Annotated in this window: 26 protein-coding genes and 3 pseudogenes; 9 read left to right on the forward strand and 20 right to left on the reverse strand. The window is 54.1% G+C overall.

The features are described from left to right. Positions 1 to 23: 23 nt before the first annotated feature. The 8 genes and pseudogenes from OTG14_RS11535 to OTG14_RS11570 all read right to left on the reverse strand — a co-directional run bounded on the left by OTG14_RS11535 (position 24) and on the right by OTG14_RS11570 (position 7,208). On the reverse strand, positions 24 to 392 hold the full coding sequence (locus OTG14_RS11535; protein ID WP_267215089.1) for a hypothetical protein: 369 nt from the start codon (positions 390 to 392) through the stop codon (positions 24 to 26). Positions 393 to 514: 122 nt separating this feature from the next. After that, positions 515 to 1,144, reverse strand: a pseudogene (locus tag OTG14_RS11540) (head maturation protease, ClpP-related); the annotation flags it as partial. 13 nt (positions 1,145 to 1,157) lie between these two features. Further along, positions 1,158 to 2,462 (reverse strand): phage portal protein, encoded by a 1,305-nt coding sequence (locus tag OTG14_RS11545; RefSeq protein WP_267215090.1) that lies wholly within the window; start codon positions 2,460 to 2,462, stop codon positions 1,158 to 1,160. Continuing rightward, positions 2,462 to 4,198 (reverse strand): terminase large subunit, encoded by a 1,737-nt coding sequence (locus tag OTG14_RS11550; RefSeq protein WP_267215091.1) that lies wholly within the window; start codon positions 4,196 to 4,198, stop codon positions 2,462 to 2,464. The genes OTG14_RS11545 and OTG14_RS11550 overlap by 1 nt, the downstream gene beginning before the upstream one ends. Beyond that, a complete protein-coding gene (locus OTG14_RS11555) occupies positions 4,198 to 4,671 on the reverse strand; it encodes a phage terminase small subunit P27 family (protein ID WP_053528461.1) in 474 nt (157 codons plus the stop codon). The genes OTG14_RS11550 and OTG14_RS11555 overlap by 1 nt, the downstream gene beginning before the upstream one ends. 157 nt (positions 4,672 to 4,828) lie before the next feature. Next, on the reverse strand, positions 4,829 to 5,179 hold the full coding sequence (locus OTG14_RS11560) for an HNH endonuclease (RefSeq protein ID WP_267215092.1): 351 nt from the start codon (positions 5,177 to 5,179) through the stop codon (positions 4,829 to 4,831). Next, positions 5,179 to 5,769, reverse strand: coding sequence for a hypothetical protein (locus OTG14_RS11565; RefSeq protein ID WP_404997304.1), 591 nt, complete (start codon positions 5,767 to 5,769; stop codon positions 5,179 to 5,181). The genes OTG14_RS11560 and OTG14_RS11565 overlap by 1 nt, the downstream gene beginning before the upstream one ends. Continuing rightward, positions 5,751 to 7,208 (reverse strand): glycosyltransferase family 2 protein, encoded by a 1,458-nt coding sequence (locus OTG14_RS11570; protein WP_267215093.1) that lies wholly within the window; start codon positions 7,206 to 7,208, stop codon positions 5,751 to 5,753. The genes OTG14_RS11565 and OTG14_RS11570 overlap by 19 nt, the downstream gene beginning before the upstream one ends. 134 nt (positions 7,209 to 7,342) lie before the next feature. On the opposite strand from OTG14_RS11570, the gene OTG14_RS11575 reads away from it, so the two are divergent. Continuing rightward, positions 7,343 to 7,687: a hypothetical protein gene (locus tag OTG14_RS11575; RefSeq protein WP_259142394.1), complete on the forward strand. Its 345-nt coding sequence runs from the start codon at positions 7,343 to 7,345 to the stop codon at positions 7,685 to 7,687. A gap of 115 nt (positions 7,688 to 7,802) precedes the next feature. Here OTG14_RS11575 and OTG14_RS11580 read toward each other — a convergent pair whose 3' ends face one another. The 3 genes and pseudogenes from OTG14_RS11580 to OTG14_RS11590 form a co-directional block, all read right to left on the reverse strand. After that, positions 7,803 to 8,006, reverse strand: a complete 204-nt coding sequence (locus OTG14_RS11580; RefSeq protein ID WP_219998871.1) for a hypothetical protein — start codon at positions 8,004 to 8,006, stop codon at positions 7,803 to 7,805. Then, positions 7,957 to 8,232: a hypothetical protein gene (locus OTG14_RS11585; protein ID WP_267215094.1), complete on the reverse strand. Its 276-nt coding sequence runs from the start codon at positions 8,230 to 8,232 to the stop codon at positions 7,957 to 7,959. Before OTG14_RS11585 ends, OTG14_RS11580 begins: the two co-directional genes overlap by 50 nt. Before the next feature lie 7 nt (positions 8,233 to 8,239). After that, positions 8,240 to 8,497 (reverse strand): annotated as a pseudogene (locus OTG14_RS11590) (glycoside hydrolase family 19 protein); the annotation flags it as partial. 95 nt (positions 8,498 to 8,592) lie between these two features. On the opposite strand from OTG14_RS11590, the pseudogene OTG14_RS23830 reads away from it, so the two are divergent. From OTG14_RS23830 to OTG14_RS11620, 6 genes and pseudogenes are all read left to right on the forward strand, one after another. After that, positions 8,593 to 8,794 (forward strand): annotated as a pseudogene (locus OTG14_RS23830) (hypothetical protein); the annotation flags it as partial. 150 nt (positions 8,795 to 8,944) lie between these two features. Continuing rightward, positions 8,945 to 9,514 carry a DUF551 domain-containing protein gene (locus tag OTG14_RS11600; RefSeq protein ID WP_267215095.1) on the forward strand — a complete coding sequence of 190 codons (570 nt, stop codon included), beginning with the start codon at positions 8,945 to 8,947 and terminating at the stop codon, positions 9,512 to 9,514. Further along, on the forward strand, positions 9,514 to 9,798 hold the full coding sequence (locus OTG14_RS11605; RefSeq protein ID WP_267215096.1) for an ASCH domain-containing protein: 285 nt from the start codon (positions 9,514 to 9,516) through the stop codon (positions 9,796 to 9,798). Before OTG14_RS11600 ends, OTG14_RS11605 begins: the two co-directional genes overlap by 1 nt. After that, a complete protein-coding gene (locus OTG14_RS11610) occupies positions 9,788 to 10,057 on the forward strand; it encodes a hypothetical protein (RefSeq protein ID WP_267215097.1) in 270 nt (89 codons plus the stop codon). Before OTG14_RS11605 ends, OTG14_RS11610 begins: the two co-directional genes overlap by 11 nt. Before the next feature lie 31 nt (positions 10,058 to 10,088). Continuing rightward, entirely contained in the window at positions 10,089 to 10,298 is a 210-nt protein-coding gene (locus OTG14_RS11615; RefSeq protein ID WP_032659100.1) for a hypothetical protein, read from the forward strand. 1 nt (position 10,299) lies between these two features. After that, a complete protein-coding gene (locus tag OTG14_RS11620; protein ID WP_267215098.1) occupies positions 10,300 to 11,478 on the forward strand; it encodes a phage integrase Arm DNA-binding domain-containing protein in 1,179 nt (392 codons plus the stop codon). Between the two features lie 217 nt (positions 11,479 to 11,695). On the opposite strand, the gene OTG14_RS11625 is transcribed toward OTG14_RS11620, so the two are convergent. Beyond that, positions 11,696 to 12,883, reverse strand: coding sequence for an MFS transporter (locus tag OTG14_RS11625; protein WP_267215099.1), 1,188 nt, complete (start codon positions 12,881 to 12,883; stop codon positions 11,696 to 11,698). A gap of 125 nt (positions 12,884 to 13,008) precedes the next feature. Continuing rightward, positions 13,009 to 13,269: a DUF2534 family protein gene (locus OTG14_RS11630; RefSeq protein ID WP_008500962.1), complete on the reverse strand. Its 261-nt coding sequence runs from the start codon at positions 13,267 to 13,269 to the stop codon at positions 13,009 to 13,011. A gap of 209 nt (positions 13,270 to 13,478) precedes the next feature. Here OTG14_RS11630 and eco point away from each other — a divergent pair, with 209 nt between their 5' ends. Then, entirely contained in the window at positions 13,479 to 13,982 is a 504-nt protein-coding gene (gene eco, locus OTG14_RS11635; protein ID WP_048991686.1) for a serine protease inhibitor ecotin, read from the forward strand. A gap of 89 nt (positions 13,983 to 14,071) precedes the next feature. Here the strand turns inward: eco and mqo are convergent, their stop codons facing one another. After that, positions 14,072 to 15,721: a malate dehydrogenase (quinone) gene (gene mqo, locus OTG14_RS11640; RefSeq protein WP_032646585.1), complete on the reverse strand. Its 1,650-nt coding sequence runs from the start codon at positions 15,719 to 15,721 to the stop codon at positions 14,072 to 14,074. Positions 15,722 to 15,908: 187 nt separating this feature from the next. Here mqo and OTG14_RS11645 point away from each other — a divergent pair, with 187 nt between their 5' ends. Further along, positions 15,909 to 17,198 (forward strand): SulP family inorganic anion transporter, encoded by a 1,290-nt coding sequence (locus OTG14_RS11645; protein ID WP_267215100.1) that lies wholly within the window; start codon positions 15,909 to 15,911, stop codon positions 17,196 to 17,198. On the opposite strand, the gene mgtE is transcribed toward OTG14_RS11645, so the two are convergent. The 6 genes from mgtE to OTG14_RS11675 all read right to left on the reverse strand — a co-directional run bounded on the left by mgtE (position 17,161) and on the right by OTG14_RS11675 (position 24,528). After that, complete coding sequence (mgtE, locus tag OTG14_RS11650; RefSeq protein WP_021241530.1) at positions 17,161 to 18,597, reverse strand: magnesium transporter; 1,437 nt, start codon at positions 18,595 to 18,597, stop codon at positions 17,161 to 17,163. The two genes, OTG14_RS11645 and mgtE, sit on opposite strands and share 38 nt — an antisense overlap. Positions 18,598 to 18,745: 148 nt before the next feature. Beyond that, on the reverse strand, positions 18,746 to 20,389 hold the full coding sequence (locus tag OTG14_RS11655; protein ID WP_267215101.1) for a multidrug ABC transporter permease/ATP-binding protein: 1,644 nt from the start codon (positions 20,387 to 20,389) through the stop codon (positions 18,746 to 18,748). 69 nt (positions 20,390 to 20,458) lie between these two features. After that, on the reverse strand, positions 20,459 to 21,115 hold the full coding sequence (gene alkB, locus OTG14_RS11660) for a DNA oxidative demethylase AlkB (protein WP_267215102.1): 657 nt from the start codon (positions 21,113 to 21,115) through the stop codon (positions 20,459 to 20,461). Then, positions 21,115 to 22,173, reverse strand: a complete 1,059-nt coding sequence (ada, locus tag OTG14_RS11665; protein WP_267215103.1) for a bifunctional DNA-binding transcriptional regulator/O6-methylguanine-DNA methyltransferase Ada — start codon at positions 22,171 to 22,173, stop codon at positions 21,115 to 21,117. Before ada ends, alkB begins: the two co-directional genes overlap by 1 nt. A 72-nt stretch (positions 22,174 to 22,245) precedes the next feature. Next, positions 22,246 to 23,301, reverse strand: coding sequence for an FAD:protein FMN transferase ApbE (gene apbE / locus OTG14_RS11670; RefSeq protein WP_267215104.1), 1,056 nt, complete (start codon positions 23,299 to 23,301; stop codon positions 22,246 to 22,248). Positions 23,302 to 23,415: 114 nt separating this feature from the next. Next, positions 23,416 to 24,528 carry a porin OmpC gene (locus OTG14_RS11675; RefSeq protein WP_024908199.1) on the reverse strand — a complete coding sequence of 371 codons (1,113 nt, stop codon included), beginning with the start codon at positions 24,526 to 24,528 and terminating at the stop codon, positions 23,416 to 23,418. Positions 24,529 to 24,544 lie beyond the last annotated feature (16 nt).

The following is a 24,544-nucleotide window of genomic DNA, read 5'->3' on the forward strand; positions in this document are numbered from 1 at the left end:
GCAGGTTTGTTATTAACTATTATCTAAGCGACGTCGCCGGGGTAACTTGCATCGTCATACTGATATTTTGCTGGGTTGTACTGGATTGCCGTCACATCATTAGTTCCGTCACTTCCCGGTGATATCTCACCTATAAGAGCGTCATAACCAACGCGAGTTGAAGAACAGAACATCAGACGTGGTGGCTCAATTGAAGGATCCCCCATTATCCACGTTTCAGGCGATAGCGCGCTGCTGTATGGAACAGTCAGAGTAAAGTCATCTATCCGGGTTGGAACAAGCAGCGCTGATGCCATTCCCTCCTGATCACGAATTACAACCCGTGGATTTGGGAATGTCCAGTCAGGTGCTTCACTGAGTGTCAGCGTAATGATGCTGCTGTTATAACTCATCTCCTCAATCAGACAACTTAGCGTCTGGTTACCCGGTATATCATCTGTGAAAATTACCCTGTCCATAAACTCATAGCAGAGCGCGTCCATTTCAGTCGATGTGTCATGGGAAAGGCGCTGTAGCTGACCGCATCTGCAGAAAGCAAGCTGTCTGCCAGTCCCTTCGCCACAGCATCACTGCCACCGATATAGCTTTCCGCGTCCATCAGCTTCTGCACAGCGGCCATATCAAGGCCGGAGCGCGCGGCGTAGATGTCAGCCATAGCGGTATCGAAGGGTTCCAGTGACTGTGCCAGTTCTGCAAAATCATGGCGGTTTCCCATCGCGTAGACCCAGCAGTTGTGGATCATCAGGAAGGCACCGCGGCCAATCTGAATATCATCCCCGGCCATCGCAATTATCGAGGCGGCGCTGGCGGCAATGCCCAGCACCTTCACCGTTACACGGCCTTCGTATTCGCGGAGCAGGTTATAAATAGCCAGACCTTCGAACATGTCGCCGCCCGGTGAGTTGATATTCACCGTAACGTCGGCGCCGTTCATCGCCCGAAGCGCACCGGCAATACGTTTAGCGGTTACCCCTTCGCCCCAGTAGTCCTGCCCGATAACATCAAAAACAGAAATACTGTTATCGTCGGTGGCCGCCGCTTTGATCCCGCCGTCCCAGCGGTCCAGTGCGGACGGTAATGTTTCACAGGTAACGCGCGCGCAGGGGCGACCCGCCGGTGCTACCGGAAGTTGTTTTTTGCTCATCAGGAAAGTGCTCCTAAGCGGCCTGTTTCAGCGGAGATTGTTCAAAGGAAATATCGGGGAATACGTGGTTATGCAGCTCTCGCAGGGCCAGTGCCTGAACAGCAGGGTTGCTGCTTTCGAGATTTTTCAGTTGCGTCAGGTTGAGCTGAACAGTGTAAATATCGCCCCCTTCAATTGGCGGCATGTTCTCAAGACGACGAACGTCATTACGGGACATCCAGCCATTTTGAAGCGCGCTGGTATAGTATGCCGCGCGACCGGCACTATCGGCCCGCAGTAGACCTTCAACAGAGAACTCTGCAAACACTTCATCATCGCTGTCGAGTAAGCACCGGCCAATTTCCTGCTCAATATTCACCAGCAGCGGTCGAAGTGTATGAGTCAGAAACTGCAGGTTCATCCCTTCCAGGCTGGATGCCCAGCTGCTTTGTTTCGTGGTGTGACCAACCATGAAAGGCGGCACGCGAAACCAGCGGCAGATCTCCTCAATGCTAAATGCGCGGCTTTCGAGCATCTGAGCATCTTCCGGGTTCATGGTCACGCCCTGGTACGTCAAACCACCCTCAAGAACCATGATTTTCCCGGCGTTTTTCGAACCGGTAAACGCCGCCATGTAACCGCGAAGTTTTTCACGTTGAGTATCATCCAGAGCTTTATCAGAAGAGAGGAATCCTGAACTCTGCAGACCCTGTTCGAAGATTTTCGCCGCAGACTCTTCAACCGCCATTGCTGAACCGATCACATCCCGGCCAGTCTTCATCGGCATCATGCCGCAAACACCATCCAGACCGAACCCGCGAATGTGCATGATGCTTTTGACCGGAATGACGCGCTCGTTTCCGTTTTCAGTGTATTTGTATTCCAGCGCCCCGGTAGTGAGACGTTTAACCACCATGTTCTGCGGCAGTAAAGGCACCAGCGAAACCAGGCGGTTTGCGATGAATTTCTTCTCAATGAAGGCGTTCCCGCGCAGGCAAATACTGGCGACCACCATCAACATAAAGCGTGATGGTGTCATTTCTGAATTGGGTCGGCGGCACAGTATCGAATAGGCCGGATGATCGGTTGCCGCTTTACGCGAACCGTCAGGCTGTCGAACGTATATTTTCAGCGGAAGGGTTGAAATAGACTCGCTTAACAGTCTTACGCATGCCCACACAGCCGATAGCTGGATGGCTTTATCGGCCGTGACCACCTTTCCGCTGCTGCTGGTGCCAAACCATTCCTCCCAGAACGTGCCGGTAGTCAGGCTGATAGGCACACCAAGCCAGTTAAGCAGAGCGCTTTTCACCCTGCCTGGCTGTTTGTTTTTTTTCATCAGAAACCTACCATGATGGGATTATTGAAGAATCCGGAGAGATCCTGCTGGTCGTTGCCACCGTTAACCAGAACGCGGCTCATTGCAGTGAACAATGCCGCCGGGCCATCAATCTTGGCCTCTGGTGTGGACTTGTTAGGGAAAATGTTCTCGTTCCGGTCAGGTTTGACGGTTACGTTGGACATCATCCAGTTCATTACCGGGTGATCGCTGTGATGGAAGCGGCCACCGTATACCAGTGCTTCGACCTCTTTCATCGCCTCCGAGAAATTGCGAACCGTCTGCGGTACCTCCACCAGCGGCAGCCCTTCTTCTGCCAGCGCAAGGCTGAACTGCGTCGCACTCCACGGATCGAAGCCTATTTCTTTCAGACTTTCGCCAGCAACCCACACCTGCAGCTCTTCCTTAATCTGAGAATGGTCGATTACATCCCCGTCGGTAAGGATCAGCTTGTCCATCTCGGCCCACTTACGATAGAGCTCTGCCATCTGGCGTGAACACTTCTCAAGGCGTCCCTCTGGCAGCCAGAATTTAAAATCCGCATGAACGTGACCACCTGGCGCGCGCCAGACTTTAGCGGCTGCACAGATATCAATTTTGTTTGAAAGGTCAACGCCCACCCATGAGGGATAGGTTTTAAGTTCGTGCTGCGGGGCGATAAACTCGCATTTTTCCCATTTCATCATGTCCATCCAGGCAGATTCAGCGGTAACCCAGATATTCATGTGTTTGGTGAAAAAGTTAATCCTGGCCGAAACCTGCTCTTTCGCCTTTTTAGCAAGGCGGCGCAGGTCATCCCAGCGCTTACAGATACCCAGCCCCGGATTCGCCTTTTGCCAGACTTTTTCATCAAAGGGATCGTCACCTTCATCTAAGGTGTAGATGATGGCAAAAAACGTATCGTCTTTAACCAGGCCGCGCAGGACCTTGATTGCGTAATCGCGTAGTTCGTAACAGATACCTTCTTTGTTGAAGCCAGCGGTGGTGATACCGAAAAGCAGCGATTGCAGGCGCGCGCCGGTGGCCGTCTCCAGAACGTCCCAGACGTCACGGGTTTTATGAGCATGCAGCTCGTCGACGATGGCGCAGTGGATGTTCAGGCCGTCGAGGTTGTTCGCATCTGATGATAAAGGCTCGAATTTGGAGGCGGTTTGCTCCTGGTAGATAGCGAGCTTGTTGAATTCGAAGATCCGCCCAAGAGTGGCTTTCGCCTTCTTGACCATATTTTTCGCGTCTTCAAAAACAATTCGCGCCTGGTCACGGGTGGTAGCAGCGGAATAAACCTCCGCCCCGCCCTCACCGTCAGCGCCAGCCATATAAAGCCCCACACCGGAGCAAAGCGTTGATTTGGCATTTTTACGGGCCACTTCAACATCTGCTGTACGGAAACGCCGAACCATCACCGGCCGACCGCTGCCATCGTTACGCAGAACGGTTTCCCCCGTCTCTTCGTTAACCAGCGGGATAACAAAACCAAAAATATTAATCAGGATGAAAACATGCCAGTCCATCAGCTCGATAGGCTGGCCTGCCAGAGCGCCTTTTACGTGAGGCACAAAATTATAGAAATTCAGAATGTGCTGCGCGCGCGGCTCACTGAAGAAAATACCGCGCTCTTCGCCGTGTGCCAGATCGTCAAGAAAACGCTGACAGGAAAGGCGCACATACTCACAGGCAATAATTTCCCCCGCCACCACCCTCTCGGCGTAGCGGATGCCTTCTGCAACCTTAGCCATTAATCCCTCGCTTTCATAAACTCAGTAAGCGGATCAACCGCATCAGGACCTTTGGCATTCACCTTAGAGCGGCTGGCTGGCGTCATGCCAAACTCACCGAGCATGGCGCGCAGACGTTTCCAGGCATCAGCTTTCATAATGGCCGCCGGGTGAGCCTTGATCAGCACATCCCCGCTCTGCGTTTCGGTCCGGTAGGTGTAGCCCTCAACTTCAAGCGTGTCGCAGTGATGCCGGTATTCGGTATAAGCCTCAACCAGCAACTCAAGGGCTCTTGCGTCCAGCTGAGACATCACACCGATAGCATCAAGCTCGTCGGCCATCCGTTTAAACCAGTATTTCCCCTGCTTGTCGAAATGCTTCGGCGTTGGGGGTACCCCTGAAGGGGGTTTTGGTTCGTTCTCATTGATCGGGCGTTTTGATGGGTTACCCCTCACCAAACGTAGATGGGTCGGGGTTTTCGGTGGTCCAGACATAATCGAAAACTCCTATTAATCATCGAATGGGGGACCCCATAAAAAAGTTTTCTAACCTGCGGCGATGTGAAAAGAGGTTAGGCGGCGGTCCTTTGGCGCGTCGTTCCTGAACTTTCAACCCTCCCTCCCCCTCTTTCGATTCAAATGAGAATTGATGTCATTTGAGTCTTTCGACCGCTGTCTTCGCCCTGTGGCAAGGCTTGCAGAGGCTTTCGAGGTTGGACAGGTCATCGGTCCCCCCATTTGCTTTGGCGGTGATGTGGTCCACCGTCTCAGCGGGTGTATACCTTCCATTTCGCAGGCATTCCTGACAAAGGTGCTTATCTCTGTCGAGAACGAGTGGGCGCAGCCTGTCCCACTTGCTGCCATAACCTCGCTGATGCCTGCTCTGTCCTCGCTGATGCTGCTGCCAGCCTTCATTAAGGTGTTTGGGACAATAGCCTGAGCGGTCGGTGGTTGTGCCAGGGCAGCCACGCTTGCGGCATGCTCTCGGTATTAACGCAGGCATCAGGCTAACCTCCACGCCCGGCGGCGTTCTGTTCGTGGCGCTGAGTCAGGGTGACGCTCAACCGGTTCGCCGTCAGCATGATCCACCAGCGAGTAACACGGATAAACCACAGCGCCGCCATAGGCATCACCAACGGCATAATCCGCTGGCTTGCTGCTGTCCCATCGAGAAAGGACTCGTTCAATATTCTGAGGGGGTACGCTATAACAAACGCCGTGTATAAGCCGCTGCAGCGTGATGTAATCAGCCTGAGTCTTATCAGCAACAATCAGCCGCTCAGCTATCTGCATTTGATACTGAGGTGGTCGCCCCGTACCCAGGTAGAAACTCACCAGCGATTCCGGGAAGCGGTTAAGCCATTCGCTAACCTGCTCAATAAAATCTGGAACAGGCAATGCGTCATCTTCGATTATCACTACCCGGCAATCCTGCCATGAAGCCCATTCAAGCGCGCGGCGATGATTCCAGTTTGCGCCATGGTCTCCGCTATCAATCAGCAGTACATCTCCGAGAAGTCCAGCAAGGCGCGATGCCTGCTTATATCGGGAATGGTGTCCGATAACCGCAAACTTCACTTGTGTTTCCACCATGTAGCCTCCCCACCGATTCCATCAGTTTTGAAAACGGTATGAACCAGAGGTCCGGTGACCAGCCTGTCAGCGAATGACTGCGCGACAATACCGAACGCCAGCATATCGCCCACAGCAGCGCCAGCCTGTTCTTTCTTCCAGAAACGATAACTCTCGATCCGGTAGTAAAGACGGATGATGCCGTGAGCGAACGCCATTACATCAGCGCGGCTGCCACCCAGCAGACCAGCGTTAAGCATCACATCACCGCGGTGCGCTTCAATGAATTCCTGATAGATACGCTCAGGATGATTCTGTTTCGCCCAGGTGTCGGCGTAGGTCTTCGGTTCTGAACCTGCATAAACCTTACCTGGCTGCATCTCTTCCCACGGTGCGCGGAGCATTTCGACATCGGTACCATCAGTACACCAGACGAACCGGTATTCAGGGTGATCGCGCAGGTGCTGCCAGATATGCAGCCAGCGCCGGAAGTAGACATTCATCTTCACGTCAGGAACACGATACAGCTCAACGCCTGCCGGTGCCGTCTGCAGTTCATCCACCAGCGCGATACGGCCACAATTCCGAAGTGATGAGGCCCATTTAGCCAGCATGTCAGGTTCGGCCGCCATTTTCGTACCGCGCTGCGGGTCTGGCTGGCTGGTAAGCAACGTTGTTATTACCACATCGCGCTGAGATCTATATTCGGCATAGCCTGTATATCCTGAATCCCGGCGCTGCCCGTAAATCACAGCGTTCTTTTTATCGAGCGCTTCACGTTCAGGCCTCGGTATGCTGCGCGCGCCCTCTTCGTATTCATCCATCGAATGAATCAGCTTTTCAGAGCCAACCACATCAGCAAACGCCCAGGACGTTAAGCCAGCGTTATAAATCCGAAGCGCCAGATCAGGATGCTCATACATGCCCCGGCCATACACCGGATCGAACCCGCCCACCTTCTCGATGGCGCTGCGGTGGTAGTACAACATCACTCCGCGCTGCCCAGTGTAAGCAATATGCTTATCATCCCGGTACAGAACGGTCATATCGTTAATCTTTCGCGGACCAGCCAGATCGAGAAACTGATAAGCCAGGTGCGGCTCTGTAGATTCGATATATGGCAGGTGCCAGTTATCGGCGATCGGCCAGGCATCATCATCCCATAAAAAAAGATGCTCGCACCCGGCATCTATCAGGGCTGACAGGCTGGCGTTCTTCGAAGCAACAATGCCGAGTGATGTTTCATGGCGAAGCAGTTGCACGCCGTGTGGCACTACCGCTGCAGGCCTTGAACCGTCATCGATAACCACCATCAGCGCACCGGCTGGCAGGTGCTTCATGTGCTGTTCTAGCGTTCGTTTCAGAACGTCGGCGCGCTGGTGTGTCGTTATTGCAATCCCGATCTTCGATGAAATTGCGCAGACGGGTGCATATGGGACACCATCAATAGTGACCTGCATATTTACTCCAATTAAAAAGCCACTATCGGAAGTCAGTAGCTTCTGTCAGCGTGATTAACACCTAATTATTCATTAAGTGTTATATGTTAGGATTAATCTGATTAAACAAAACATATGTCAGTTCGGAGGGTTAAATGATCAAAATGACAGGTTGCAGCGCCGTAGACTGTGGGGTTGGATTTGTGTTCGGTAAAGGAGTTGATGCCGAACTCATCAATACAAATGCTCAATCATGCCGAATCGGCTTTTTGCAGCACGGTAGCGAGGAAGAGTGGCAGCTACTTTTAGATAAATTGCTCACAAAGCCAGAAGAACTGACTCAACTAGTAAAAGATTACAGTGAAGCTAAGTCTGAACAGAAAAAACAAGCCATTTCAAAGTCTGGTTTATTTGAATATTTATCAGCTTTTGCAAATGCATCGACTGTTTATCAATTCCTTGAAGGTCTTGTTACGTCATTCCTGAAAAATCCACAATAAAACTGACCAACTTGGCAACGCTTCATAGCATGGCTGACAGTGTTGGTATAGTGAAAACATTAATAGGCGGGCGATTTGACTTGAACATTTCGCCGCTGATTGATAACTCGACGAACTAGTTAAATCCAGTTCTATGCTTCTCTTTGGTGTTCTGGCAGTTCGCCTGCCACGCTTTGTTATGCGCCAGGATGTCTTTCTTCGTCTGGCGGTCCATGACGTCAATATCATGATCGGTCAGGTAGATTGGCTTTACCCAGTCACAGGCGGTATCAACCACCACCGGGACGCTCCCACGTGTCACGCAGCTCGCGATCAACATCGTCATCAGGCATGCGGTTAACAGTCTGCTGTACATTGCTGGCCTCTTTCGTTGCTTCTACCCGGCGTTCGGCTACTGCTTCAGTGGCTGCAGCCTTTTCTTCGGTGCGCTGCTTTTCTGCTTTGGCTTCCGCTTTGCTGGTTCCGCGTGAATGACCAATGCCAAAGGCACCCGCGATAGCAGCCATGACCAGCGCAGCAAGACCAATGATTGTTTCTAATTCCATATTAACCTCACACCAGTACCGTTTTGGCCTGACCGAAGCGAGCGCGACGATCTTCCAGTCCGTTCGTTCCGCCGTTGATAATCTTCGTCACCTGCAGCAGGTCGCCGGAATACTTCAGGCATCCCTTAGTGGCGAAGAACCACGCCGCGCTTCTGGCTGCGTAAACATCTTCGGCCAATAGCTCAGGCTGCTTAACCAGATCAACCTTCAGTCCGTTCCCGCAATCACGGTAGTTGTTGAGGCCGGTAAACCGAATATGACTACGACGAAATGCTCGACGTTGAGAGGGACTAACCCATGATCAACTTCACCAAAGAGCAGCTTATCGCTTCTGCGCACGCGCGTATTGAGTTTGCAGAAATGATGCTGGCAGGAGAGTTAGAGCCTCTCAAAGAACGCACATGGTCAATTGAATTGGAGCTGGCGCGTATCGCGCTGACATCGCTCGAAGCGGAGGCTGTGGCGTACATCTTCAAGCATCCCGCAGGCAGGCTGTTCTGGTCTCTTACTGACGAGAGCAATAGAGGGCAAAGCGACGTTATGCCTGTTTACTCTGCTCCAGTTCCGGCTTTTGTGCCTCCAGCCATTGAACCGGATTACGAGGTCATCAAAGGCATTCTTCCAACTGCTAACCCAGATGAATATGCGTGCTGTATTGCTGCTGATATGTGGAATGCCTGCCGCGCCGCCATGCTGGACCAGGAGAAAAGCAATGGATAATCGCTACGAAATAGCAGAGCAGAACGGGATGAGCCGAGAGTTTGTTGACTGGTTCTTTGATAACAAAAAGGCTGGCTGTGGAAACGTCTGGTTCATGATGATGGCGGCAATGTGGGAAGGATGGCAAGGACGAGCCGCCATGCTTCAGGGTGCCGAACCTGTAACGACGGATTACAAGTTGCCAGCCAATACGCCATGCAAGGATGCGCCAGAGCATATTTGGCTTCAGACTGCTGGAGTATGGCCGGAGAACGGCGAGTTCAGCGAATTAACGTGGTGCAGCGACAATCAGCACCCTGACGACACGCTATATGTTCGCGCCGACGTCGTGTCTGGCAACTCTCCGGTGATGCCGGATGGTTGGATTCCGGTAAGCGGGCGGATGCCGGAAGCTGAAGGTCGTTATTGGTGCTATGTCGAAGAACAGAATTGCCTTGGTAAAAGCCACTATCAATGGAACTGTTCATGGAATGGTGATCGGTGGTGGGTTGAAAGCGATAATGGCGGGCGCGTAACTCACTGGATGGAACTGCCAGCAGCACCGCAGCAGGAGGTGAAGTGATGGCTAACCTGCAGCTTGCTGTTAACGGTGAATACTTCGACCAGATGAAGTCCGGCGAGAAAACAGAAGAGTATCGCCTGGTAACATCATTCTGGAGCAAGCGGATTCTGGCAAGGAATTATGACCGCCTGATTATCACCCGTGGCTATCCAAAGCGCGATGACCTGAGTAAGCGCATCGATGTCCCTTACGGCGGCTACGAAGTGAAGGTGATAACACACCCGCACTTCGGGCCTGACCCGGTGGAGGTCTTCGCTATCAAGGTGAACATTGATGGCCAGTAAACTCAAACAGCGGCGCATGCGCCGCCTTAAAGCAGACGTAGCCTGGTGGCGCGAAGAGGCAGAGTATTGTCACTCCCGCATGCTGGATCTGGCCGGAGAAGTCGACAGGATCAAAAAGCTGGTTATCCGCGTGCCGATGCCGGTTCTCATGCCGAAAGAGATGGTCCACCAGCTCTATTACACCGAAACAAAAAGATGTCGTACCTGCAATGATGGTCTCCGTGGTGGTTGCTCATCTTGCATTTTCTATAAGAGATAGCCGGGTGCAGCCGGTTAAGTGGAGAATAGCCATGGCCAAGTTGATGAAGGCGAGTCTGTGGGGTAAGCGAGAGTTTGAACCAGGCTCTGTTCCAGATAACAGAACTATCCGACGCTGGATTGAAAACGGTAAGCTTCAGGGCCGTATCGTAGATGGTACGATCCTGGTTAGTTCCTCAGAAAAATGGGGCGTTGACTCAATTGTCAGTGAAAGAGTTCGTCAGTTAATTCAAGAGGATTAACATGGCCGCAAGACCACGCAAAAGGGAGAACCGCAATCTCCCTGACTTCCTGCTTTTTGATAAAGCAACAGGCCAATATCGCTTTACGCTTATAACCGGAAAACGTAAAAGCATTGGAACTGATCGCATAATGGCAATCGCCATTGCAAAAGAATACAACCTCAGAATGCGACCTGAAAATGTGCCATCAGTTGAAAGCTTGATTAGAGACTCGGGCGGAATTAATGGAGAAGCTCAACCATTCAGTGACCATGTTGACCGAATTATGTCCCGCGCCGTTGCCGATGAAAAACCATCACCAAGCACCCTGGATGATTGGAATAATGACGTGTTCAGGGTAAAGGAATTTTTTTCCAATATCCCGGCTTGTGACATTGAGCTTGAACACGTGAACCAATTTATTAATCGGTACCATGCTGATGCATCCGCTAACGTTCAAAACCGAAAGGTAAGCTTTCTCAAAAAACTTTTCTCTTATGCAGTTGATGAATCATTAATGATGGATAACCCGGCAGCGCGTAAAAAAATGCGACGTGTTGAAGAGAAGAAACGTAAGCGCCTTCCTTTTGATATCTTCATTGCAATGAGAAACGCTGCTGAGCCATGGTTAAAAACAGCTATGGATTTGGCGCTGCAGACGACACATGCCCGCCTAGAAGTTTCACGAATAAAATATTCGATAAGAGAACCGAAAAACGGCGTTTGTGGATGTGTATGGTTAGACGAACCTGAAAACGGGATATACGGTACGTTGTACATCCATCGTCAGAAGGTTCAAAAGAAAGAGGCATCACACGTAGCGATCCCAATTGGAGGGGAGCTGAAGAGGATTATTGACGATAGCCGGGATAGTGTTGCCAGCCCATATGTCGTACATCGAATACCTGAACGAAATAACAAACGTAGTAAAGAGGTTTCACACCCTACTCAGGTAGCACCTGATTATCTTAGCCGTTCGTTCTCTGCACTACGTGACAAGCTTGGATTATGTGACCATCTTCCAATGGATGAGCGCCCAACATTTCACGAGATAAGGGCGCTGGCCGCGCATTTGTTTGATAGTCAGGGTATCGATCCTCAAGGAAGGATGGCTCATAGTGACGCCAAGTCAACGAAGATTTATACCAGCAATCATATCGACTGGGTTATGGTCCCACACGGTGAGATCAAGGCAGGCTAGCTAATGGCGAAACTACCCCCTAACTCATTGATGTATATAGTGCAGATAATGCATAAAAATCACTGTTTGTTTACACAGTCAAAAAGGCTAGAAGCCAGTGGTGGCGCGGCTTAGAAGAATTTTACGCGGGTGTCATGGGGTGTCGGGGGTCGGAGGTTCAAATCCTCTCGTGCCGACCAAAATCACATTGAAAACCAGCCTCTTATGGCTGGTTTTTTTATTTCGCCTCGTCCGGGGTTTTGCGCAGGTACACCAGCGTAACCAGACAAATCACCGCTCCGGCATAGAACGTATATTCTGCGCCAAACGTCTCCCAGATGGCTCCTGCCCCCAGGCTGGCGACTAACAATCCCACGCCGCTGACCAGACTAAAAATGCCGTAGGCGGTACCGCGCAGATCCGCAGGCGCAGTTTTCGCAATCATTGCCGCCAGCAGCCCCTGCGTCATCCCCATATGCACTCCCCAAAGCGCAACGCCCAGAAGCATTCCAGCCCAGTGGGTGCTCAGCGCCAACACAACATCTGCTCCAATCAGCATCACCAGCCCCCACTGCAGTAATCGGGTGTGGCTCATCCCGTCAGATAACTTGCCAAACGGATAGGCAGAGAGGAAATAGAGCAGATTCATGGCCACCATCACCAGCGGGATCAGCGCCAGCGGCACACCCGACTGCTGAGCGCGAAGCACAAGAAATGCTTCACTGAAACGTGCGAGCGTGAAGATGGCCCCCAGACCAATAACCCACCAGCAGCCTTTCCCGAGGCGCCTGAGGTTCTCTTTTTTGATAGGGTTCGTTCGTTTATGCTCGACAGGGGTTTTAGGCTCATGCAGGCCGAAGAAAAGCAGCGCCACGGCGAGCGCGCCGGGGATCACCGCGATCCAGAAAATGGTACGAAAATCATCGTTCCACAGCAGCATTAAGCCTACGGCCAGCAACGGCCCGAGAAATGCGCCAATGGTGTCCATCGACTGACGCAAACCAAAGGCCGCGCCGCGGAGTTCCGGCGGCGTAACGTCAGCGACCAGCGCATCGCGCGGCGCTCCCCGGATCCCCTTCCCCACCCGGTCAATTAAGCGAGCCCCAAGGATCATGCCGGAGGAAGAGGCAATAGCGAACAGCGGTTTACTCAACGCGCCAAGACCGTAGCCCAGAACCGCCAGCCCTTTACGCTTGCCCAGATAGTCACTGATGGCGCCGGAAAACACCTTGATAAACAGCGCCGTGGCCTCAGCCAGGCCTTCAATCAAACCAATGAAAATCACGCTGGCGCCCAGCGTCGTAACCATAAACAACGGCAGCAGGCTATGAATGATCTCCGAAGAGATATCCATCAGCATACTGACGCCACCCACAACCCAGACTCCTTTCGGGATCCGGCTGAGCGTTGCAAACCGGGATAACATTGCGCATCTCCTGCTTTATGTCGAACAGTCTTGTTCGAAACAGAATATCCTGGAAATGCGAATAAAAATCATCTGATATAAAAAAAGCCAGCCCGCAGGCTGGCTTCATTATCTGAGGTGAAGGCTTAGTGCTTCTCACGTCCGCCCAGGAAGAAAATGCCCAGCGGGATGGCCAGCAGAACGGTGAACACCAGACTGTAGACGAAGATCATCGCCGATTGCAGGACATACATGCTGGTTGTCCAGGCAGAGAGAGGAATGTTGTACTGTTCGATGACGCCAACAATGGTGGCACGCCCCACGCATGCGGCAGCTATCATAAACACAACCAGCAGCGCCAGGAGGAATTTGCGGCCTTCAGGCGTTTTCAGTTTTGCTCGAACCATCTCTCTTCCCTTTTACAGATGAATAACATTATAGAGGATCTAAAATAACACAAACGCCTGCCGGACTCCACGCCAGTACAAACATCTACATAAATGGCAAATATGTGGTTTATTACGCTATTGATATTGAAAATGTAAGTAAATAACACCAATCATTCATAATTGATATGTTAACCTGTGCAGGATCGTTTTGACATAAAGGAATGACAATGAAAAACGCACCTAAATTTGCCATCGCACTCATCGCCGCCGCGTGTGTCAGCACCAGTGCTTTCGCCAGCGAAACACCTAAAGAGCAGCCGCTGGAAAAAGTCGCCCCGTATCCGAAAGCGGATAAAGGAATGAAGCGTCAGGTGATTCAGCTGCCGGCACAGCAGGATGAAGCGAATTTCAAAGTGGAGCTGTTAATTGGCAAGACGCTGGAAGTGGACTGCAACCAGCATCGCCTGGGTGGTCAGCTGGAAAGCAAAACGCTGGAAGGCTGGGGTTACGACTACTACGTCTTTGATAAAGTCACCTCGCCGGTCTCCACCATGATGGCCTGCCCGGATGGCAAGAAAGAGAAGAAATTTGTGACGGCGTATCTGGGCGACAATAGCCTGCTGCGCTACAACAGCAAGTTGCCGATCGTGGTCTATACGCCTGAAAACGTGGAAGTGAAGTATCGCGTGTGGAAGGCAGAAGAGACTGTCGGACAAGCGGTAGTACGTTAAAAGTCGGGTGGCGGCTTCGCCTAACCCGACCTACAAAACAACACCGAACATAGGCCGGGTAGGCGTCAGCGCCACCCGGCTTTTTTACCTTACAGCGCGATATCCGCAACCGGTTTGTTTTCCGGCTGAGGCTTCAGCTCCGCTTTTGGCGCAGCATCCGCAGCCTGCGGTTTGATGTACTGCAGCTGCAGTACGCGGCTGGTGTATTCCAGCTCCTGCTCCGTCGCGCTCACGTTACCATTCAGCTTCGTGCCATAGGATGGAATAATGGTCTTCAGCTTCGCCTGCCATTCCGGACTGGCGACTTTATCTTTAAACACTTTTTCCATCAGGTGCAGCATGATTGGCGCAGCGGTAGACGCACCCGGTGACGCACCCAGCAGCGCGGCGATGGTGCCGTCCTTATCGCTCACCACTTCGGTGCCCAGACGCAGCACGCCACCCTCTTTCGGATCGCGCTTGATGATCTGTACGCGCTGACCCGCCTGCCACAGACGCCAGTCTTCTTTCTTCGCCTGCGGATAGTACTCTTTCAGCGCCTCGAAACGATCGTCGTCAGAGAGCATCACCTGGCTAATCAGGTATTTCACCAGGTCGAAGTTATCCAGACCCACGTCCATCATCGGCTTGACGTTAGAGGTGGTGGTTGCGCTGAGCAGGTCCCACAGGGAACCATTTTTCAGGAACTTCGTGGAGAAGGTCGCGAACGGCCCAAACAGCACCACGCGTTTGCCGTCAAGCATACGGGTGTCGATGTGCGGAACAGACATCGGCGGTGCGCCAACAGAGGCCTGACCGTACACTTTTGCCAGATGACGGTTCACCACTTCCGGGTTATCGGACACCAGGAACTGACCGCCCACCGGGAAGCCCGCGTAGTCGTCAGCTTCCGGAATACCGGACTCCTGCAGCAGCTTCAGCGCCGCGCCGCCCGCACCGATAAAGACAAACTTCGCCTTGATGACGTGCTCGGCTTCGTTGTTTTTCAGATCGGCAACGGTCACGCTCCAGCTGTTATCCGCGTTGCGCTTGAAACCACGCACTTCAGTGCTGAGCTGCAGGTTGAAGTTCTCTTTTTTCTTCAGAGACGTCACCAGCTGACGGGTAATTTCACCGTAGTTAACGTCGGTACCAATTTCGGTACGGGTCGCCGCCACTTTCTGATTCGGGTCACGACCTTCCATGACCAGCGGAGCCCACTCTTTAATCTGCGCGTGGTCTTCAGAGTATTTCATCCCGCGGAACAGCGTGCTCTGCTGCAGAGCGGCGTAGCGCGCGCGCAGGAAGTTGACGTTCTGCTCACCCCACACAAAGCTCATGTGCGGTACGGTGTTGATGAAGGAGTGCGGGTCGTGCATCACGCCGCTGTTGACCTGATGAGACCAGAACTGGCGAGAAACCTGGAATGCTTCGTTGATCTCTACCGCCTTCTCGATACTAATGGAACCGTCCTTTTTCTGCGGCGTATAGTTCAGTTCCATGAGTGCCGAATGGCCGGTACCGGCGTTGTTCCAGCCGTTCGAACTCTCCTGCGCCACGCCATCAAGGCGCTCGACCATGGTCATTGACCAGTCCGGCTGCAGTTCTTGCAGATAGGTTCCCAGCGTGGCGCTCATGATACCGCCACCAATTAAAAGGACGTCCGTTTCCTGCTCTTTTGGTGCGTCAGCTTTCGCCGCCATGGAGACGGTGTTAAGCCCCACGGCCAGAGAAAAGAGCATGGCAGTCATTTTTTTCATAATTTATGCCTTAGTGTAAAAGTGCTTGATGCGTGGAAATTGCAGGTGAAAAAAGCTGCGGGGGCACGGTAACAACTTTTAAATATTGTTTAAAGGTTACGAAATTATTGTAATTGTGAAATTTAATGATGGATTGTTTGTGAGGAATTATCGATGCGTCTGGTAAAGCGCGGTTTTACTGGCTAGTATGTTGCGTTTTGTGATCGCGCGCACGGAAGCCTGCCCTAACCAGCGAACTGTTATGTCCTTACCCCATTCTGCTGTATCCCCCGAAGACCGCGTAGCCAACGTACTGCGTTCCCCTAAGCAGCTGACGCGTGAAACGCTGGCGGGCGTGATTACCGCCCTGGCGCTGATCCCCGAGGTCATCTCATTTTCGGTGGTGGCGGGCGTTGACCCGAAGGTCAGCCTGATCGCCTCCGTGGTGCTGTGTCTTGCCCTGTCCGTGCTGGGCGGTCGTCCGGCGATGGTCACGGCCGCGGCCGGTTCCGTGGCGCTGGTTATTGGGCCGATGGTGCATCAGCACGGCGTACAGTACATTCTTCCCGCCGTGCTGATGGCAGGCGTGATTCAGATTCTGTTTGGCGTGCTGGGCATGGCAAGGCTGATGCGCTTTATTCCCCAGTCGGTCATGACCGGGTTTGTTAACGCCCTCGGGATATTGATTTTCTTTGCGCAGGTTCCCCATTTCTGGAGCCGAAGCCCGCTGATTGTGGGCCTGTTCGTGCTGACGCTGCTGATCGTGCTGTGGGTGCCGCGCTATCTCAAAAGCATCCCTTCCCCGCTGATTGCGATTGTTGTGCTTACCGTGTTCACCGTTTCAACCGGTCAAATCCTGCCGACCGTGGGCGATGAAGGCTCCATGAGCGGCGGTTTACCGGGTCTTACCGAACTTCTGGTCCCCCTCAATGCACAGACGCTGAGCATTATCTGGCCGTGCGCGTTGAGCATCGCGTTTGTCGGCCTGCTGGAATCCCTGCTGACGGCAAAGCTGGTGGATGAGCTGACCGCGAAACCGTCAGGTAAACGCCGCGAAAGCATTGGATTAGGCGTCGGCAATATTCTGGCCGGATTTTATGGCGGTATTGCGGGCTGCGCGATGATTGGGCAAACCATCGTTAACGTGGAGATGGGAAAAGGCCGAAGCCGCATTTCAACCCTTGCAGCGGGCATTGTGCTGCTGATCCTGGTCACGGCACTCAGCGACGTGATGGCCAACATCCCGATGGTGGTGCTGGCGGGCATTATGGCGATCGTCGCCGTCAAAACCTTCAGCTGGCACAGCCTTCAGCCCGCCACGTTGAAAACGGCCCCGATTGCAGAAACGGTCGTCATGCTGGTCACCGTTGCCGCCACGGTATCAACCGGCAATCTGGCGATTGGCGTGCTGGGCGGGATTATCGTTATGGCGCTACTCCCCGCCCGCATTAAGCGTCGGCTTAAAGAAGAAAAATCGTCGCCAGCCCAAGAAAAATAAAGAAACCGCCGGTATCGGTGATGGCGGTGATCATCACGCTCGACCCCACCGCGGGGTCGCGCCCCAGTTTGGTCATCGTCAGCGGGATAATGACCCCCATCATTGATGCCACCAGCAAATTTAGCACCATCGCCAGCATCATCACCCCACCCAGCGCCATATCGTCATACAGCCACCAGGTAATGCCGCCCATAATACCGCCCCACACCAGGCCGTTGATCAGCGCCACGCCCATCTCTCTGAAGATCAGAAAGGCGAAGTTACCGGGCTGAATATTTTCCAGCGCCAGCGCGCGGACGATCATGGTGATGGTCTGGTTTCCGGTGTTGCCGCCTATTCCGGCCACAATCGGCATCAGCGAGGCCAGCGCCACCAGCTGCGAAATGGTGTGTTCAAAACCGTCAATCACCCGGGAGGCGATAAAGGCGGTACACAGGTTAATGGCCAGCCACGCCCAGCGGGTTTTCACCGCCTTGCCGACGGAGGCATGGACGTCATCTTCGGCGCTGATCCCCCCGAGCGCACGCAGATCGTTGTCGGTTTCTTCGTAGACCACATCAACGATCTCATCGATGGTCAGACGCCCCATCAGTTTGCCGACGGAGTCCACAACGGCGGCACTCACCAGGTCATCACGTTCGAAGGTACGCGCCGCTTTCTCCGCATCGTCTTCCGGGGAGAAGACCATCGGCTCGTTTTCCATCACCTCGCTCACCTTCCGCTGGGTGCTGTTGAGCAGGATGGTTTTCAGCTCCAGTTCGCCGAGCAGGGTTTTATCCCGGGAGGTGACAAACAGTTTATCGGTGTTGTCCGGCATTTTGCCCAGGCGACGCAGATAGCGCTGCACGGTGCCGAGCGTCACGTCCGGGCGCACCGTGATAACGCCGAACTCCATGATCGCGCCGACGCTGTTTTTCTCGTAGTGCATCACCTGACGCACGCGCGCGCGTTCATCGGCAGGCAGTGACGCCAGCAGGCGGCCGGTCAGGTTGCGCGGCAGGTGCTGAACGAGGTAAATCTGCTCGTCGATATCCAGGGTTTGCAGAGCGTCAAGAATATCCCGGTCGCTCATCTCGTCGATCAGGTCGTCCCAGACGTTTTCAGAGGCCTCGAGCAGCACCTGCCCGCGCTCGTGATCCTGCACCAGACGCCACAGGGCGTGACGTTCTTCCGAGGGAAGCGCTTCCAGGGTATCCGCCAGATCCGGCGGGGGTAAGTGAGCAACCAGCGCACCTACCTCAGCAATATCGTCGGCCAGGGTGCCGACATCATATTGCTCAGCCAGGGTCAGTTTGCCTAATAGCGTAGAGGTGACCGCTTTATCGGTCGTGAGAAGCCAGATCAGTCGCGCGCGCTCCTGGTCACGCTGTCTGGCGCTGTTTTTCTTTAATACCGACATCAATCATAAATCCATTAAATGAGTTGGGGTTAAGCATAGCGCGGGGATATGTAAATAAGAATAAACAACGGGGCGGGATGGAGAAAAAAGCGGCATTACGGCCACGATCTATCCCCTCTCCCTGTGGGAGAGGGTTAGGGTAAGGGCATCAGGCCGTGCGCGCCACCGCGTCACGCGAGGCTGCATCGCGCTCTTCACCGGTCAGCTCGCTCAGCCTGCCGTCGCGCATCTCCAGCAGACGGTCGGCATGAATAAAGTAATGATCGTCGTGGCTGATGGCGAAAATGGTTTTACCCATCTGCTGCATCAGCGGCAGCAGCACCTGATAAAACTCGCGGCGGAAGTGCGGGTCCTGATCCGCCGCCCACTCATCCAGCAGAATGATGTCACGCTCTTCCGCCAGCGCCAGCAGCAGCGCCACGCGCTTTTTCTGCCCTTTGGAAAGCTTCAGATTGAGGATCTTCCCGTCCTGTAACTCCAGCTTGTGCGACATCTGCAGCTGCGCCAGCCATTTTTCCACCAGCGCAGGATTGGCCTGCTGCCCTTCCGGACCCAGCAGCCGATCGAACAGCCAGACGTCGGTGAACACCGCCGAGAAAAGCTTGCGGTAATCCTCGGGTTTCTCCGCGCTCAGCGCTCTGCCATCCAGCAAAATCTCGCCCGACTGCGGCTGATAAAGCCCGGTAAGCAGCATCGCCAGCGTCGATTTACCGCTGCCGTTGCCGCCAATCAGAAACAGCAGCTCGCCGCGGCGGATCGTCAGGTTAACCGGCCCCACGGAGAAGGCGCTGTCCTGATAGCGGAACGTGACGTTACGCAGCTCCAGCGTCTGCCAGTTCGGGAAGGCCTGCGGGCGCGGAAATTCGGCCTTAAACGGCGCGAGATCGAATTTTTTGAGCTTATTAAAGGCCACCTGCGCACTCAGCAAGGTGGGCAACGCGCCGACCGCCGAGAGCAGCGGCGTGCGCAAAAACAGCAGCGTCAGCGAGTAGGTTGCCGCGACGTTGGTGTCCGCCCAGCCCAGGCTGTTCGCCATCCAGAATACCAGGCCAATGGCACCCAGCATCATGATATTTGACCAGTTCACCGCACTCAGGTGGAAGGTATCGGCGCGAATAATGTGATGACGATATTCTCGCGCGTCCGGGATATAGAGATGGTTAAAGATATACTCGGCGCGCTCGCGGTTCAGTGTGAGCTCTTTGCGCCCTTCCAGTACCGTCTGGTAATCGTTATAGAGCTTATCTTCGGTTTCACGCAGCACCGCCATGTGTTTGTAGACGCGCGACACCAGCACAAAGCCGCCCCAGATGGTAATGGCAATCCACAGCGCGGTCACCGCCAGCATTTTGCTGGAGAGCCAGGCGAGATAGGCCGCCGAGCCAAAGGTCAGAATGATCCCCTGCACCAGCTCCGGCAGACGAACGAACGCGATGGTAATGGCGCGCACGTCGCTGGTCAGCCCCGCCAGCAGGGAAGCGCTGCCGAGCTGCTCAACGCGCTCTATCTGAGTGTCCAGGATCCGCTTGATAAACTCACTGCGCAAACGGAAAACGAAATGGTGCCCGAGCGCGGTCAGCGCAAGCTGGGAACCGAGCGTAACCGCCATCAACAGGAGCAGCAGACCGAGAAACTCCGGCAATACGGAGAGCGAGGTGTCGACCATTTCAATCAACCGCACGTTAATAAACGCGATCAGGCCAATACCCAGCGCGGCGCTGGCAAGGCTTAACGCCATTACGGCAATGAAGGGCCAGCGATACTGACGCCAGACAAGGAGAAGTAGTTGCATGCAGGCAATCCGGACAATAAAAGTCAGCCAGCAGTGTAAACTGCCAGGCGCGTACATCAAGAATAATTCTTATTTTTGTTTACGCATCCCCGCCTGACGGAAGGTCAGGTTATAACGGTACTCGCCCGTGAGGGGATGGATCCCGGGTTTCAGCGGCTGAATGCCGTGATAATAAAGCCGAGATTCCCTGCCCCACACCACCACATCGCCATGTTCCAGCATGATGCGTTTGAGCGGATCGTTGCGGCGTAATCCCCCGAACTGGAAGACGGCGGGCAGACCTAACGATACCGAGACGATAGGCGCGCGCAGATCGGGTTCATCCTTGTCCTGATGCAGCGAGAGCTTCGCGCCAACGGCGTAGCGGTTGATCAGGCAGGCATCAGGGCGAAAGTCAGGATAATCTGCAGCCACGGCAGCCTCGTGACAAAGTGTCTGAAAAACCGCAGGCATGGGAGGCCACGGCCGGTCGGTCGTGGGATCGCTTGGAGCATACACATACCCACGTTCGTTTGTCGCCCAGCCCAGTTCGCCGCAGTTGGCCATGGCCACCGACATGGTGTAGCCGCCCGGCGTCACCATATGGCGAAACGGTGAAACCGCCGTGACCTCTTCAATACCGGCAAGCAGCGCCGCCGCACGGGAGAGTGCAAAGCGGCGCAGGATCGCTGCCCCCGGCGCAAGCGGCTCCTGCCAGGGTTCAGCATCCGCAAAAAGATCGAGCATTATCCCTCCCGGCGTTTCGCCTCATGTTTCAGTAATAGCGCTTTTCGCGCCGTCCCCCAGCGGTAGCCCGACAGCGCACCGTCATTACGAACCACCCGATGACAGGGGATCACAATCGCCAGCGTGTTTGCCGCACAGGCGCCTGCTACGGCGCGTACCGCACTGGGCTGGCCAATCGCCTGCGCCACCTGCTGGTAACTTGCCGTTTCGCCGCTGGGAATGTTGCGAAGGGCCTGCCAGACGCGCTGCTGGAACGTGGTTCCGCGAATATCCAGCGGCAGTGCAAGCGGTATATCGCGGTTATCAATACTGGCAATCACCTGGTGGATCCGCTGCACAAAGGCGTCGTCCAGCGGCGCGTGCGTAGCTTTTGGAAATTGCGTGGCAAGCTCTGCGGTGACTTCCGCATCGGTGTCACCCAGCAGAATCGCGCAGATCCCCCGCTCGCTTTCGGCGACCAGACAGCGTCCTAACGAACAGTCATCGATGGCATACCGCACGGCCACCTCTCCTTTACGGTACTGCTTCGCCGTCATGCCCAGCGCATCGTTGGCTTTACGATAATAGCTGCTGCTGTCGGGAAACCCCGCCGCCAGCACGGCGTCGGTAATTTTGTCTCCCTGCGCAAGCGCGGCGCGCAGGCGTTGGCCCCGCGCCGCCTGCTGCCAGGCTTTTGGCGTCATGCCGGTCACGGCCTTAAACAGACGGTGGAAATGGAAAGGACTCATGGCAACCTTCTGCGCCAACCCCTCCAGGGTTAGCGCAGGATCCTGCTCCAGAAGACGGCAGGCCTGTTCCACTTTCGCCAGCTTCTGCGCCTGTGGATCGCGTTTGTCCGGCATGCAGCGCTTGCACGGACGAAAGCCGGCCTGTACGGCATGATGGGCATCAGGATAAAAGCGGACATTTTTACGCAGCGCGTGGCGGGCACGGCATGACGGGCGGCAGAAAATACCCGTGGTCTGCACGGCGAAGACAAACTGATCGTCAGCGATCGGATCGCGGGCCAGCACGGCCTGCCAGCGATCCTCATCGGTAATAAAGGTTGAGTTTCTCATTATCGGCTCCTCTTACAAGCATACATAGAGCGTGCCTGAGCGCCACTGATAAAAAACCCGCAACCTTGCTTTTTAATTTTTGTCGCTGACCAGGAAACTGTTGAACTGCGGCGAGCTCCAGGTTTTGAACCCGTCGCCCTCTTTGGTGATCATATAAACCGCCAGCCCTTCCTGACAAACCACCTCTTTGGCTTTTTCCGGGCCGAGAACCATTAATCCGGTATCCCAGGCATCCGCTTCCAGCGCGGTGGGGGCAATGACCGTCACCGAGACCAGGTTATGCGTGATGGGACGTCCGGTCTGCGGATCGATAACGTGCGAAATACGCTTCCCCTCAAGCTCGTAATAGTTACGGTAGCTGCCGGAGGTACTGATCCCATGTCCGTTGATATCCACTATCGCCTGCACGGCATTTTGCCGATCGGTCGGCTTTTGAATCGCTACGCGCCATGGCTTATCGCTGGCGTTCATCCCCCGGCTGACCAGCGCGCCGCCCACCGAGACCAGATAACGGGAAATTCCTTCCTGGGCCATCAGCGCAGCAAGATGATCCGCCGCATAGCCTTCCCCGACCGTCGACAGATCGACAAACAGATCGGGGATATCTTTTTGCAGGTACTGCTGACCGTACTGGTTGATCACGGTCAGATGCTGTAGCCCTGTCCGGGCGCGGGCGTCATCAATGGCCGCCTGTTCGGGCGTCTTCACCGGCTGTTTATTCGGGCCAAATCCCCAGAGGTTTACCAGCGGTCCGACGGTCACATCCATCGCCCCGTTGGTTTTGTAACCCACGCGCATTGCCTCGGTCACGATATCGGCCATCGCCTCGCTCACTGGCCACAGGGAGGTGCTGGTTGAGAGGTTAAAGCGCATCAGCGCCGAGTCATTTTTATAGGTCGACAGCAGCTGATCGTCGGCGTCCAGCTGCGACTGGATTTTGCCGCGAAGTTCGTCTGTGCGTGTTTTATCGAGGTTCATCACGCTGACGCGCCAGAAGGTCCCCATCGTTTTGCCTTCGAGCACCGTCGCGGCGGGTGCGTCGGTTTTCGCCACGGGTGTGGGATCGTTACACGCGGTCAGGAAAAAAAGCATAGCCAGAAAGCTGGCGCGTAAAAAAGTCATGTCCATTCATTATTATCCTCATGCCAGGGCGGCAAGAGTACACCAAAACGGGTGAGTTGTGAGAATCAGAGAGGCACAAAAAAGGGGCCATCAGGCCCCTTACGTCACACGATGACGCGATTAGAACTGGTAAACCAGGCCCAGCGCGACGATATCGTCAGTACCGATACCCGCCTGACGGGTAAATTCATTTTCATCAACCAGGTTGATTTTGTAATCAACATAGGTGGACATGTTTTTGTTGAAGTAGTAAGTCGCACCCACATCAACATATTTCAGCAGATCCTGATCGCCGTAACCTTCGATGTCTTTGCCTTTAGACTGCAGGTAAGCCACGGATGGACGCAGACCGAAGTCGAACTGGTACTGAGCAACCACTTCGAAGTTCTGCGCTTTGTTAGCGAAGCCGTAAGCGGTAGTCGGGTTGCTGCCGTTAGAAGTACCGAAACGGGTTGCGTTGTAGGTCTGAGAGTACTGCGCTGCCAGATAGATGTTGTTGGCATCGTATTTCAGGCCACCAGAATAGACTTCTGCGTGATCGCCATTACCGTATACGCCAGCTGCATTCTGGTCGGCGGTACGTTTGGAGGAGGACATCGCACCACCCACGCTGAAGCCTTCGCCCAGGTTATAGGTCACGGATGCACCGTAGCCGTCGCCGTTCTGGTTCAGCAGGCTGCGACCGTTAGTGTTTTCACCCTCTACGCTGCCGTTTTTGCCCTGATACTGCAGAGCAAAGTTCAGGCCGTCCACCAGACCAAAGAAGTCCTGGTTACGGTAGGTCGCGACGCCGTTAGCACGTTGCTGCAGGAAGTTGTCAGCGCCGTAGGTATCGCCGCCAAATTCTGGCAGAACGTCAGTCCAGGAAGTTACGTCGTAGATTACGCCGTAGTTACGACCGTAATCGAAAGAACCCGCCTCAGCGAATTTCAGACCCGCGAACGCCACACGCGTCCAGGACTGATTGTCACCTTCAGTGGTGTTGCCCTGAATCTGGTATTCCCACTGGCCGTAACCGGTCAGTTGATCGTTAACCTGAGTTTCGCCTTTGAAGCCAAGACGCATGTAGGTCTTGTCGCCGTCGTTACCCTTGTCGTCAGAGAAATAGTGCAGACCATCAACTTTACCGTACAGATCTAATTTGTTGCCATCTTTGTTATAAATTTCGGCCGCATTTGCTGCGCCTGCCACCAGGAGTGCTGGTACCAGGAGGGACAGTACTTTAACTTTCATTTTATTAACCCTCTGT

This window comes from Enterobacter pseudoroggenkampii (assembly GCF_026420145.1).
GTDB classification, from domain to species: Bacteria; Pseudomonadota; Gammaproteobacteria; order Enterobacterales; family Enterobacteriaceae; genus Enterobacter; species Enterobacter pseudoroggenkampii.